The following is a 12,840-nucleotide window of genomic DNA, read 5'->3' as shown; positions in this document are numbered from 1 at the left end:
TAATTAAATTAACAATTAAAATATAAAGGCGAAAATTAGCGAAATAATGCGGAAATGGAAAGATATATAGCCCGCTTAATAGTTTTTTGAGTGAAAGTATGTTATTAAACCATACCTTAGTTTAAACCAAAACCCAATTTCATGAACAAATTTTTTACCACATTACTTGTTGTATTGACTTTCTCTGCAACGGTATTTTCGCAAACCAAGGGCACTAATCAATTTGCTGTTCACATTGGCTATAATGCGGCTACAGCAACATCACAGTATGCAACTGCCGATTACCTTGGCGGCTTTAACGCCGGCGTTTACCTCGATCACTATTTTTCTGATAAATGGAGCTTAAAAACAGGCTTAAATTACGACCAAAAAGGTTGGGCCAATGGCTATTATGATGATGTAAGTAGCTTTACTGTAACTGATTACCGGCTGAATTACATCACCATACCCGTAATGGCTAACTGGCATTTTGGCAAAACCAAAAACTGGTATTTAAATTTTGGCCCTTACATAGGCTTTTTATTAGATGCATCAACACGCGAAGGGCAGGATGTAAAAAGCTATTTTAACTCGACAGATGGGGGGCTTGATATAGGTATAGGAGTAAAATTCCCGGTATCTAACACTACAAGGCTTTTTATTGAAGTTAATGGGCAAGCCGGTTTTTCGGATTTAAGCAACGCCACTAACGGCTCAAACGTCAGAAACAGTGTAACAGGCTTTAATATCGGCCTTGCTTTTTAAACCGGTATTTAATAAAACAAAAAAGGAGTTACCCGATGGTAACTCCTTTTTTTATGATGATTTTCTTTTGCTTAACTCGTCCCTTATCTTGGCAGCTTTTTCGTAAGCCTCGTCGGCCAGTGCTTGTTTAAGGCGGGTTTTCAACTCGTCGTCGCTAACACCGTTAAAGCCGGCCATAGGGGTGCTGGTTTTTTCTTCGGGCGTTTCGTTTATATTCTCCAGGTACACAAAATCGTTACCTTCAATCACAATGCCCGCTGTAGACAGGATAAACTCGTAAGTATAAATAGGGCAATCAAACCGTACCGATACGGCAATGGCATCAGATGTGCGGGCATCTATCTCCACCGTTTTTTTACCGTCAAAACATATCAGCTTAGCGTAAAATATGCCATCAACCAGGTTGTATATGATAATTTCCTGTACGCTGATATTAAATGCCTGCCCAAGACTTTTAAAAAGGTCGTGCGTTAAAGGGCGGCTGGGGGTCATCTTCTCTATCTCAATAGCAATAGCCTGCGCCTCAAAGCTGCCAATTATAATGGGCAACCTGCGCCTACCGCTTACTTCGCCCAAAACCAAAGCATACGCGCCGGATTGTGTTTGGCTGTAAGATAGCCCTACAATGTCCAGCTTTATCTTTTTCATGTCGTTCCCCATCACCACAAATATAATTAAGCTGAGGCTTTATATTCCTTAACGGCTGCAATTAATTTTGGCAACACTTCAAAAGCATCGCCAACAATACCATAGTCGGCCACTTTAAAAAACGGCGCTTCGGCATCTTTGTTTATCACAACAATAACTTTTGATGCACTTATGCCCGCCAAATGCTGTATAGCGCCCGATATGCCTATAGCAATGTACAAATTAGGGCTAACGGCTATACCTGTTTGGCCAACGTGCTCGCTATGGGGGCGCCATCCGGCGTCTGACACCGGTTTAGAGCAGGCTGTAGCCGCACCAAGCAAGTTGGCAAGCTCTTCTACCATACCCCAGTTTTCGGGCCCTTTAAGGCCGCGGCCGGCAGATACTACAATCTCGGCATCGGGTAACGATACCTTATCGGTAGAGCGTACAATATCCTTGATCATTTCCTTAAAGTCAGATGCCTTGGCTTCCACGCTAAAATCTTCTACAGGCGCAACACTGCTGCCATCAACTACTTTGTATGAATTTGGAGTCAGGGCTATCACCTTATTGGTTGATGTTAATTCGACCACAGCAAAGGCCTTACCGGAAAACGCTGTTTTTTTAACCGTGAATTTACCATCATTTTGTTCAGGCAGCGAAACGGCACCATCGGCAACACCGGCTTCCAGCTTAACACCCAAACGCGGAGCCAACCCGCGGCCGCTAAACGAGTTTGATAAAACCACAATATCCGCACCCTGCGCCTTAGCAGCTTCGGCAATAACCGATGCATACGCCTGGTTAATGAAATTCTTTAGCTTATCGTTAGTTACATTTAAAACCTTTGCGGCACCATATTTACCCAATGCGGCTAAATCATCATTAGCAACATCGCCTATAGATATGGCTGTAAGCGTAGTGTTATTTTGGTCGGCAATGGCTTTGGCGTATGATACGGCTTCAAAAGTTGATTTTTTGAATTTACCGCCTGCATTTTCCGCGTATATTAAAACTGACATAGTAGAATGATCTTCGTGAAAATTTGATTGAATTATATTACCCTTGCCTGCGTATGCAGCAGGTCTACCAGTTTGGCAGGGTCATCCGCAGGCACTAAGTTCACCTGTCCGCGTGGGGCAGGGGTTTCATAACTGATGATCTCTGAAAAAGTTTTTACTTCAACAGCCTCAACCACCGTAAGGGGCTTTGTACGTGCGCTCATGATACCGCGCATATTGGGTATTTTAGGCTCGGCAACACCCTCGGCACAACCGGCCACAAAAGGGAAGGGGATGGTTAACACCTCTTTACCGCCTTCTATTTCGCGTTCTACAGTGGCATCGGCAGCAGTAGCCTCCAACTTTTTAATGATTGATACCGATGGAATATCCAACAGTTCGCCCAGCATCGCGGCTACCTTCGATCCATTGTAATCGATAGACTCGCGCCCGGTCAAAATAAGGTCGAAAGGGTTGGCTTTAACATATTGTGCTACCTGGTAGGCCACATACCATGCATCGTGCGGTTTGGCGTTAATGCGTATAGCATCGGTAGCACCAATTGCTAATGCTTTGCGTATGGTGGGCTCTGTACCGGCTTCGCCAATGTTTATTACGGTAACACTGCCATTGCCGCCATCGGTTAGTTCAATTGCGCGTGCCAATGCAATTTCATCGTAAGGATTTAAGATAAACTGCACCCCGGTTGTATTAAATTGGGTGTTATTATCAGTAAAAGTTATTTTTGTAGTGGTATCCGGAACATTGCTGATACATACCAGTATTTTCATCATCACAATTGGTTTATATTTTTACAGGTATTGTTAAAGGGCTGCTGCAAATTTAGTTAAAAAAGAGAGAGTTTAAAATGGACACAAGCAGATTAGATAAGCTATTGGCATTTATACAGAACGAACCAAACGATGAGTTTTTAAAATACGCCTTAGCTACAGAGTACCTTAGGCTAAACGACAGCGAAAAGGCCTTAAGCTATTACGAGGACCTGGTGCAGAACCACCCTAACTACACCGGCACCTATTACCATTTAGGCAAGTTGTACGAAGCACTTAACCGCCGCGACGATGCCGAGCGCACCTATGTAACCGGCATGGAATTAACCAAGGCAAAACGGGACATGCATGCCTTTAGCGAACTGCAGGCGGTATACCGCGAGTTGGTGGGTTACGAAGACGAGTACGACGATTAACAGTTGCCATGATGGGCGCAAAATCACCAACCCGCTATCGAATAAAAATGTAGCGGGTCAAAAAAATAGGCTATAAAACTTGTTTATATGCCCGATTTTTTTATCTTGGTGAATGACAGGGAGCGAAAAAAACGAAAAATTTACGCATAGTCAGCAAAAAAAGCGAATGTTGCTAAGCTAAGGGAGCAATAGAATTAAAAGGGTGGCTCGTCGTCAATATCATCCATCCTTGACGGGCGAATGATAAAATTGCTTGGCTTACTCTCAAAATCCTGCGATGGGTTTAGTCCCGCAAAGGCGTTATTGGAGGCCTCAAAGCCATCCATGCCGCCATCCAGATCCTGGAATTTAACGTATTTACCCACAAATTTGAGCCTTACACGGCCGGTTTCGCCGTTACGGTGCTTGGCTATAATAACTTCGCCCACACCCTGTGTAGGGTTGTTATCTTCATCCACATCAAGCCCATAATACTCTGGCCTATAGAGGAATAGCACCATATCAGCATCCTGCTCGATAGAGCCTGATTCACGCAAATCTGAAAGCATTGGCCTTTTTGAGCCGCCTGGCCTGTTCTCAACCGCACGGCTTAACTGCGATAGGGCTATTACAGGCACGTTAAGCTCCTTAGCCACAGACTTTAACGCGCGAGATATGCTACCTATTTCCTGCTCGCGGTTGCCTCCGCCTTTGCTGCCTTCGCTCTTACCATGCATCAATTGCAGGTAATCGATGATGATCAGCTGTATGTCGTGCTGCGACTTTAAACGGCGGCATTTGGCCCTGAATTCGAATATATTAAGGGCAGGGGTGTCGTCAATGATCAATGGGGCCTGCTCTAAGCGGCCTATTTTTGAGTGTATCTGTTGCCATTCCCACTCCTCTAAAGTCCCTTTACGTATCTTCTCTTGTTCAATTTCGGTTTCGCCGGATATTAAACGGTTAACTAACTGAACTGATGACATTTCCAGTGAAAATACAACCACAGGTTTATTAAAATCAACAGCGGCATTACGGGCGCAGGTAAGTACAAAGGCTGTTTTACCCATTGCGGGGCGTGCAGCAATAATAACCAAGTCAGATTTTTGCCAACCTGAGGTCATCCTGTCCAGGTCTGTAAAACCTGATGCTACACCTGTTAAACCGTCTTTTTTGTCTTTAAGGGCCTCAATTTCCTTTAGCGTTTCGTGCATCAGGTCATCCATCTTGCGCGAGTCGCGGCGGAGGTTGTTTTGTGCTATCTCAAACAGGTTTTTTTCGGCCTTATCCAGCATATCCAGTACGTCGCTGGTATCTTCATACGCGCTGTTTATCACCTCGGTAGATATCCTTATCAGCTCGCGCTGAATGAATTTTTGGATGATGATACGGGCGTGATATTCAATATTGGCTGCTGATGCAACACGGTTAGTTAGTTCGGTAATATAGTAGGCACCGCCTATCATTTCCAGCTCGCCTTGCTGGCGCAACTGGGCTGTAACAGTTAAAATATCTACCGGAGAGGTTTTTTCAAACAAAGTATGTATAGCCTGGAATATTTTTTTGTGGCTTTCGACATAAAAAACATCAGGTTTAAGTATATCAATAACAGACGATAGCGCGTCCTTTTCGAGCATTAATGCGCCTAAAACAGCTTCTTCAAGATCTGTAGCTTGTGGAGGCAATTTGCCTAAACCGGCATACGTGGCAGGGTTGGTTATCCTGCTTCTACGGTCGGTAGTGTTCGGCTTGTAATTAGGTGATTCGTTCTCAAAATTCATGACACAACAAAAATATACAAAATATGTTCTTCAAGGCTTGCTAATAGTCCACATAGTGTATCGGGTGATTAACAAAATCATTATCAGCACTATAATTTTTAGGGTAAGTAATTAACATTGTATGTGTATAACGTGTTAATTACTTTATAAGTGATTGATTATTAAATATGTTGATAAATGTTTAGCATTGTTAGGTATTTTAAAAAAACCGATATGGTACTTCAGTACAATAAGGGTTAAATCAGTTAATATAGCTACTTTTGACGAAAATAATTTATTAAAAATGACATATAATTCTAAACCTGTGCGCGAAGGCAACCAAATGGTTTTTGGTATACGGGCCGTTATAGAAGCCATACTGGCAGGTAAAGAAATTGAGGCTTTATACCTACAGCGCGGATTAGGCGGAGGCCTGCTAAACGAACTGAAAGAAGTAATGGCTGAATATCAGATAGCAGGCCAGCAAGTGCCGGTTGAAAAGCTGAACCGTATTACGATGAAAAACCACCAGGGTGCTATTGCTTTTATATCGCCCATTATTTACCAAAAAATAGAAAACATTATACCAGAGGTGTTTGAAAGGGGCGAAGTGCCTTTAATTTTGGTATTGGATAGTATTACCGATGTCCGTAATATGGGTGCTATTGCCCGTACGGCTGAGTGTGCCGGCGTACATGCCATTGTTATCCCGGCAAAGGGCTCAGCCCAGATAAACCCTGATGCTATAAAGACATCTGCCGGGGCTTTGTATAAGATACCGGTTTGCAGGCACGATAATTTTATGCAAACGGTTAAATTTTTACAAGAATCGGGCCTGCAACTGGTTTGTTGTACTGAAAAAACGAACGATTACATCTATACCCCTGATTATACCGCCCCAACAGCTATAATAATGGGTTCTGAAGAGGATGGTATCCGTAATGAGATTATCCGAATATCAGATTACCTGGCCAAAATACCCATGTTCGGCGAAATAGAATCGCTAAATGTATCGGTATCAACAGGGGTTATATTGTACGAGGCGGTAAAGCAAAGGGAGGCGAGTCTTAAGTCTTAAGTTTAAAGTCCCAAGTTCTAGGTCAAACAAAAAAGCGATAAGTAATCTTATCGCTTTTTGTTTTATAGCTTAAAAACTGAATCTAAATATACTTGGTTCCGAACTTGTTTTTAACATCGGCTACTACTTGCTTTATGTTTTGTTCCTGGTCGCGCGGGCATATCAATAGGGAGTTATTTGATTCTACTACAATAAAATCGTGCAAGCCTTGTAATATCACCAGTTTTTCGCCGGGCACATTTACCATACAGTTTGATGAATCGTACATGATCACCTTATCTGACGGGATAACCGCGTTGCCTACATAATCCTTATCAGCTAATTGATAGATAGATGCCCAGGTACCCAGGTCGCTCCAGCCAAATTCTGACGGCAATACATATACATTTGGCGCCTTTTCCATAATACCATAATCGATAGAGATGTTTACACAGCGTTGGTAAGCCTTATGTACATAGGGTTTTTCATCATCTGTATTGTAAAATGGCCTTGCATCGGCAAATATTTCAAACATTTCGGGCAGGTGGTTACCAAACGACTCAACTATTGCTTTTGCCGACCATACAAATATGCCGGCGTTCCACAAAAAGTCGCCGCTTTGTATAAAGGTTTTGGCAATTTCTAATGTAGGCTTTTCGGTAAAGGTCTTAACCTTATGAAACTCATCATTCAGGGTGTTATCGGTGTATTGGATATACCCGTAACCCGTATCGGGCCTTGATGGTTTAATACCAAGGGTTATCAGGCACTTTTCCTCGCTCGCTGTTTTTAACGATTTTTCGATGGCGGTAACAAAGGCCGCTTCGTCTAATATTAAGTGATCTGAGGGTGCTACAACAATTGCAGCATCCGGGTTAAGGCTTTCTATTTTAAAGCAGCCGTAGGCCACGCAAGGGGCCGTGTTACGCATTACCGGCTCAGTAAGTATCTGCTGGTCGGCCATATCAGGTAATTGGTGCTTTACCAGCTTGGTATAATTCTCGTTTGTAACTACATAAATATTCTCTTTAGGGCAAACCTTTAAAAATCTATCGTAGGTATTTTGTATCAGCGTTTTGCCGGTACCCAATATGTCAATAAATTGTTTTGGATGGGATGTTCTGCTAATTGGCCAAAATCGGCTGCCAATTCCGCCCGCCATAATTATGGCATAGTAGTTTTTATTCATGTTTTAGATAAAGAATTTTTATTTGGCAAATACCCTGTAAAAGTGTACAATAGTTTGTAAATTTAGTATTAAATAAAACTAAAGTATCTACGTTATTGGTTTACCACTTCTTTAACCCGATAAATAAACAAATTGTTTTTAATAGAATAATCATTTAAGTATAAAATTTTTAACAATACCTACCGTTTATTTATAAATTTTTGTTATTTTGAAACAATATTTCCAAACGTTATTAAGTAATGATAGAGACTAAAAAGTCGCTTTTTGATAATCTTCAAAATTTTTTCGGGTTCGATAATTTTAAGGGAGAGCAAGAGGCGATCATCACAAATATTTTAGCAGGTAACGATACCTTTGTGATTATGCCCACAGGTGGCGGCAAATCAATGTGTTATCAGTTGCCTGCGTTAATGAGCGAAGGCACAGCAATTGTAATTTCCCCGCTCATCGCACTAATGAAAAATCAGGTCGACCAGTTAAGGGCCTTCGGAGGATCAGATAGTATCGCTCACTTCCTGAATTCATCGTTGACAAAAACAGATATTTTACGTGTTAAGGATGATGTGCTAAGCGGCAAAACTAAACTGCTTTATGTAGCACCCGAATCTTTGACCAAGCAAGAGAATGTTGACTTTTTAAGATTAAACCAGGTATCGTTTGTTGCTGTTGATGAAGCGCACTGTATATCTGAGTGGGGGCATGATTTTAGGCCTGAATACCGAAAAATAAGGCAGGTCATAAGCAACATAGGTGATGATATACCAATTATTGCCTTAACAGCCACAGCAACGCCTAAAGTACAGCAGGATATACAGAAAAACCTGCAAATGAATAATGCAACGGTTTACAAGTCATCATTCAACAGGTCGAATTTATTTTATGAGGTTAGGGCTAAGCGTAATGCCATAAAAGAAATTGTAAAATTTGTAAAACAAAACCAGGGTAAATCGGGCATTATATACTGCCTTAGCCGTAAAAAGGTTGAGGAAGTTGCAGAAGCACTTAATCTTAACGGTGTAAAGGCTTTGCCTTATCACGCGGGTTTAGACCCTAAAGTGCGTGCCGATACACAAGACAAATTCCTGATGGAAGATGTAGATGTGATTGTGGCCACTATTGCCTTTGGTATGGGCATAGATAAGCCGGATGTTCGTTATGTTATCCATCACGATATGCCAAAAAGCATGGAAGGCTACTACCAGGAGACCGGCCGCGCCGGCCGCGATGGTGGCGAAGGTGTATGTGTGGCGTTTTATTCGGGAAAGGATATTGATAAACTGCAAAAGTTTATGAAAGACAAGCCCGTTGCCGAACGGGAAATTGGCACCCAAATACTGAAAGAAGTAATAGACTACGCTGAGTCATCGGTATGCAGGCGTAAACAATTGTTACATTATTTTGGCGAGAACTTTAACGAGGCTGGCTGTAATAACATGTGCGACAATTGCTGCGGCCCTAAACAACATTTTGACGGGGAATTACACCTGCATAAAGCTTTGAGCCTGTTAAAACAGATAGGAGAGAAGTTTGACGATAACCACCTTATCAATATTTTAATGGGTAAGGATGATGCACAGGTGAAAAGCTACGAGCATGATAAGCTGGAGTATTTTGGTTCGGGTATTGCAGATGGCGAAAATCTTTGGAACTCGTTATTAAGGCAAGCGCTGTTAAACAACTTCCTGGCTAAAGATATTGACCAATATGGATTATTACACTTAACCAAAACCGGTAATGCCTTTATTGATAACCCATACAGTATACGCTTTTTGCTGAACCGCGAAATGGGCCCAACAGATGAAGATGAAAGCGAAGACGGCCCTAAACAAGGCGGCGGTGCATTAGATACCGAGTTATTGCAGATGCTGAAAGACCTGCGTAAAAAGCTGGCAAAGCAAAAAGGATTGCCACCATTCGTTATTTTTCAGGATCCTTCGTTAGAGGAGATGTGCACGCATTATCCAATCAATACCGAAGAACTGAAACAGATATCGGGCGTGGGTGCCGGTAAGGCTTTAAAGTTTGGCGCGCCGTTTATTGATCTGATCAAAAAGTATGTGGAAGATAATGATATTGACCGCCCGGTTGATATGGTTATAAAAAGCGCGGCTAATAAATCGGCACTTAAAGTTTTTATTATACAAAACATAGACAGGCACTTAAATTTAGACGATATAGCGGCCTCTAAAGGCCTAACTTACGAAGAGATACTAAAAGAGGTAGAAACAATAGTAAACTCGGGCACAAAGCTTAATTTGAACTATTACATCGACGAGGTAATTGATGAAGATAAGCAGGAAGAAGTTTACGATTACTTTAAAACGGCCGAGATAGACTCGATCGATGATGCCTTATCTGAATTAGGGGCTGATGATTATACCCGCGAAGAAGTACAGTTGATGCGCATTAAATTCCTATCAGAAGTAGGGAATTAAAGTATTAGCAAAAACAAACGATAAAAGCAGATGGCCGAAAGACTTTCTGCTTTTTTATTTAAAGCTTCCAGCTTTATTTGGCTATTATCTTAAACTCTGTTCTGCGATTTTTACTGCGGTTATCTTCAGAAGTGTTGGGGGCAATCGGTTCGGACTTGCCATAGCCTTTATAAACGAGTCTGGACGCATTTATAGCATGCGCGGCTATATAATTATAAACAGCCTTCGCCCGGCTCTCTGATAGCACTAAATTGGCCTGATCGTTCCCTACATCATCTGTATAGCCCGATATTTCGATATGTACTGTAGGATTGATGGTTAAAAATTCTATCAATTTCTGAAGTTCAGTTTTCGATTCGTTTTTCAGCTCATACTTATTACTATCAAAAAAGATATTCTTTAGTATCACTTTGTTACCCACTTCAATAGGTGACAATTGCACCGATAAATTAAAAGCTGTTTTATCTTTTAAGCCGATTAATGAAAAGTTATCAGAGTAAAACAAATAACCTGCCCTTGATATGTTTAAGCCATAATTTTTCCCTGCCGAAAGCGTAGCCAAAAAATCACCTCGATCTTCCGAACTATAATCCTGGTAAACGGCTATATCCTTTTGCAGGTCTATAATTTCTACAGCAGCTTCTAAAGGCTCTTTCGTTTTAACATCAGTTACATTGCCTTTTACATAGGTCACAATATTGGGCCGCAGGTTGGCAGGCAGTTCAAAGGTGTATATATCATATCCGCCAAAGCCTTTGAGGTTATCAGATGAGAAAAAGGCGTAAGAACCATTGGCCGTTAGCGTAAGCCCATTTTCGTCGCCGCTGGAGTTGATGGGATAGCCCAAATTTTCGGGCTTTTGCCAGTTACCGTCCTTACCCAAACGGGTAATAAACAGGTCCTTGTTACCCATTCCCGGCCAGCCGTTGCTGCTAAAGTAAAAGGTGCTATCGTCGGGGTGTATAAACGGCGATTGTTCGTCGTATGCTGTATTCACATTAGGCCCCATGTTTTCCGGTTCACTCCAGCCTTTATCAGACAACGTCGATCGCCATATATCGTATCCGCCGTAACCACCTTTACGGTTGCTAACAAAATATAGCGTACGGCCATCGGCACTTATAGATGGTTGGGCTTCCCAGCCCGGTGTGTTTACAGGAGCGCTAAGGCTAAACGGTTTATCCCAATCATCGCCTTTTTTTTGTGCAATGTAAATATCACATCTGCCTAATCCATCGGGGCGGTTACAGCCGGTAAAAAACAAATATTTACCATCCTGAGATATTGACTGCGCACCCTCGTTAAAGGTAGGTGTGTTAATTATATTACTCAGATATACAGATGTTTGCCAGCTATTATTTAACTTATCACTTTTATAAAAATCCTCGTTATTATTTACCTTGCGTGTAAATATAAGTGTACTTTCATCAGCAGTTGCTACCGGTAAATATTCGTCGTTAACAGTATTTATATTGGCCCCCATATTAACAGGCTTAAATGCTACTGGATGTAACAATGCCTGTATACTAAACTTACAATCGCTTATTAATTTTTGAGCGTAAGCTGTGTTTTGCGCGGTAATGTTAGGGTAAGTGAGATACTTCTCCAGGTGCTCTTGTGCAGGCACATATTGTGCATCTGTTACTTCACTATCGCCAAGCTTTAAATATATAGCCCTGTTATATTCGGGGTTTAAGGCCAGCACTTTACGGAATTGATCAATTGCAGGTTTATATTGCCGCCTTAAACGTAATACATCACCCAACACGGCACGGGCTTCTACAAATTTAGCATCGGCGTTAATAGCTAAGTTCAATTGCTGTATAGCTTCGTCGTACAAATGTTCGTCTAAGCTTCTGTTAGCTAAGGCAAATTGCTTAATAGCTTCACTATCCGTGGTAGAATATTGCCTTTGCTGGGCATATAAACCAAGAGTAATTAAGCACAATAAAATTAATAATGACAAGGCTCGCATTTATAACTGATACGTTGTTGGGTACACTAAGTTACAAATTATTAAGCAGCAGGATTGTTTTAGGGAATGTTTAAATACTTATGTGTTTGTAAGGATATTTCCCATTTTGGATTATTCATTACGTAATCAACAATAAGCGGGGTCATTTCTTTATTTTTCGACCATTCGGGCTGTAGGTACAATTTACAGTTGGGGCCAACCAGTTTTGAATGATGCTCTGCAAATTCAAAATCGGATTTGTTAAATATAATAACCTTTAATTCGTCGGCTTTGTCTGCAACATTTTGCATGGGTGCCTTAAACTTTTTAGGCGAGAGGCATATCCAGTCCCAACTGCCCGAAAGGGGATAAGCACCGGATGTTTCAATAAAGGTTTTTATGCCTTTTTGCTGTAGTTTAGTAGTAAGATAATCTAAATTATATATTAACGGCTCACCACCGGTTACCACAACGGCTTTTGAAGGGAATTGAGAGGCATTATCAGCAATTAAGTCAGCCGATGTTAAGGCATGCAGTTCAGCATCCCAGCTTTCTTTTACATCGCACCAGTGACAGCCCACATCACAGCCGCCAAGGCGTATAAAATATGCGGCCTTGCCGGTATTAAAGCCTTCGCCTTGTATCGTATAAAATTCTTCCATTAAAGGAAGCAATGTGCCATCTTCCGGGACTTGGTGTGCCATATTTAAGCCGCAAAAATACGTTTTTGAGTCGAAAGCGTAAAGCGCAAACGAAAAGCAGCCCCCGATACCGGGTTAAGTTTACAAAGCGATGGGATTTCTAATAGCGTCAACGCACAATTAATTACATATGGCCTTTTATTTATCACAATTTGCACTTAGCTTTATATCGTTTAAAGCATC

The 12,840-nt window shown here is 41.6% G+C and carries 12 protein-coding genes; 4 read left to right on the top strand and 8 right to left on the bottom strand.

Features of this window, described 5'->3' with window-relative positions:
• The first annotated feature begins 141 nt into the window (after positions 1-141).
• Positions 142-744: a PorT family protein gene (locus tag FFF34_005680; GenBank protein ID TSD66888.1), complete on the top strand. Its 603-nt coding sequence runs from the start codon at positions 142-144 to the stop codon at positions 742-744.
• Between the two features lie 51 nt (positions 745-795).
• Here the strand turns inward: FFF34_005680 and FFF34_005675 are convergent, their stop codons facing one another.
• From FFF34_005675 to FFF34_005665, 3 genes are read right to left on the bottom strand one after another with little or no spacing between them, the layout of a single operon-like run.
• Entirely contained in the window at positions 796-1,392 is a 597-nt protein-coding gene (locus tag FFF34_005675) for a hypothetical protein (GenBank protein TSD66887.1), read from the bottom strand.
• A 26-nt stretch (positions 1,393-1,418) separates the two neighbouring features.
• Entirely contained in the window at positions 1,419-2,396 is a 978-nt protein-coding gene (locus FFF34_005670; GenBank protein ID TSD66886.1) for an electron transfer flavoprotein subunit alpha/FixB family protein, read from the bottom strand.
• 32 nt (positions 2,397-2,428) lie between these two features.
• Positions 2,429-3,166, bottom strand: a complete 738-nt coding sequence (locus tag FFF34_005665) for an electron transfer flavoprotein subunit beta/FixA family protein (GenBank protein TSD67971.1) — start codon at positions 3,164-3,166, stop codon at positions 2,429-2,431.
• A 77-nt stretch (positions 3,167-3,243) separates the two neighbouring features.
• On the opposite strand from FFF34_005665, the gene FFF34_005660 reads away from it, so the two are divergent.
• Positions 3,244-3,582 carry a tetratricopeptide repeat protein gene (locus FFF34_005660; protein TSD66885.1) on the top strand — a complete coding sequence of 113 codons (339 nt, stop codon included), beginning with the start codon at positions 3,244-3,246 and terminating at the stop codon, positions 3,580-3,582.
• Between the two features lie 194 nt (positions 3,583-3,776).
• On the opposite strand, the gene dnaB is transcribed toward FFF34_005660, so the two are convergent.
• Positions 3,777-5,342: a replicative DNA helicase gene (gene dnaB / locus FFF34_005655; GenBank protein TSD66884.1), complete on the bottom strand. Its 1,566-nt coding sequence runs from the start codon at positions 5,340-5,342 to the stop codon at positions 3,777-3,779.
• Between the two features lie 283 nt (positions 5,343-5,625).
• Between dnaB and rlmB the strand changes: the two genes are divergently transcribed.
• Complete coding sequence (gene rlmB / locus FFF34_005650) at positions 5,626-6,399, top strand: 23S rRNA (guanosine(2251)-2'-O)-methyltransferase RlmB (protein ID TSD66883.1); 774 nt, start codon at positions 5,626-5,628, stop codon at positions 6,397-6,399.
• 82 nt (positions 6,400-6,481) lie between these two features.
• Here the strand turns inward: rlmB and FFF34_005645 are convergent, their stop codons facing one another.
• Positions 6,482-7,567, bottom strand: a complete 1,086-nt coding sequence (locus FFF34_005645; protein ID TSD66882.1) for a mannose-1-phosphate guanylyltransferase — start codon at positions 7,565-7,567, stop codon at positions 6,482-6,484.
• Positions 7,568-7,809: 242 nt separating this feature from the next.
• Between FFF34_005645 and recQ the strand changes: the two genes are divergently transcribed.
• A complete protein-coding gene (gene recQ / locus FFF34_005640; GenBank protein ID TSD67970.1) occupies positions 7,810-10,002 on the top strand; it encodes a DNA helicase RecQ in 2,193 nt (730 codons plus the stop codon).
• A 73-nt stretch (positions 10,003-10,075) separates the two neighbouring features.
• On the opposite strand, the gene FFF34_005635 is transcribed toward recQ, so the two are convergent.
• The 3 genes from FFF34_005635 to FFF34_005625 are packed head-to-tail and all read right to left on the bottom strand — an operon-like array spanning position 10,076 to position 12,815.
• Complete coding sequence (locus tag FFF34_005635; protein TSD66881.1) at positions 10,076-11,977, bottom strand: OmpA family protein; 1,902 nt, start codon at positions 11,975-11,977, stop codon at positions 10,076-10,078.
• Between the two features lie 59 nt (positions 11,978-12,036).
• Positions 12,037-12,660, bottom strand: a complete 624-nt coding sequence (locus tag FFF34_005630) for a 7-carboxy-7-deazaguanine synthase QueE (GenBank protein ID TSD66880.1) — start codon at positions 12,658-12,660, stop codon at positions 12,037-12,039.
• Positions 12,661-12,662: 2 nt separating this feature from the next.
• On the bottom strand, positions 12,663-12,815 hold the full coding sequence (locus FFF34_005625) for a hypothetical protein (GenBank protein ID TSD66879.1): 153 nt from the start codon (positions 12,813-12,815) through the stop codon (positions 12,663-12,665).
• Positions 12,816-12,840: the final 25 nt, after the last annotated feature.

The sequence above is a fragment of the Inquilinus sp. KBS0705 genome (assembly GCA_005938025.2).
Classification (GTDB): Bacteria; Bacteroidota; Bacteroidia; order Sphingobacteriales; family Sphingobacteriaceae; genus Mucilaginibacter.
Note: the sequence above shows the minus strand (reverse complement) of the source record. Positions and strands in the feature narration are given on the sequence as shown.

Bases quoted from the DNA above. Each gene is read 5' to 3' on its own strand.
- FFF34_005680 (TSD66888.1), top strand. From the start codon at position 142: ATGAACAAATTTTTTACCACATTACTTGTTGTATTGACTTTCTCTGCA.
- FFF34_005635 (TSD66881.1), bottom strand. From the start codon at position 11,977: ATGCGAGCCTTGTCATTATTAATTTTATTGTGCTTAATTACTCTTGGT.
- FFF34_005660 (TSD66885.1), top strand. From the start codon at position 3,244: ATGGACACAAGCAGATTAGATAAGCTATTGGCATTTATACAGAACGAA.
- FFF34_005630 (TSD66880.1), bottom strand. From the start codon at position 12,660: ATGGCACACCAAGTCCCGGAAGATGGCACATTGCTTCCTTTAATGGAA.
- rlmB (TSD66883.1), top strand. From the start codon at position 5,626: ATGACATATAATTCTAAACCTGTGCGCGAAGGCAACCAAATGGTTTTT.
- FFF34_005665 (TSD67971.1), bottom strand. From the start codon at position 3,166: ATGAAAATACTGGTATGTATCAGCAATGTTCCGGATACCACTACAAAA.
- FFF34_005675 (TSD66887.1), bottom strand. From the start codon at position 1,392: ATGAAAAAGATAAAGCTGGACATTGTAGGGCTATCTTACAGCCAAACA.
- FFF34_005670 (TSD66886.1), bottom strand. From the start codon at position 2,396: ATGTCAGTTTTAATATACGCGGAAAATGCAGGCGGTAAATTCAAAAAA.
- dnaB (TSD66884.1), bottom strand. From the start codon at position 5,342: ATGAATTTTGAGAACGAATCACCTAATTACAAGCCGAACACTACCGAC.
- FFF34_005645 (TSD66882.1), bottom strand. From the start codon at position 7,567: ATGAATAAAAACTACTATGCCATAATTATGGCGGGCGGAATTGGCAGC.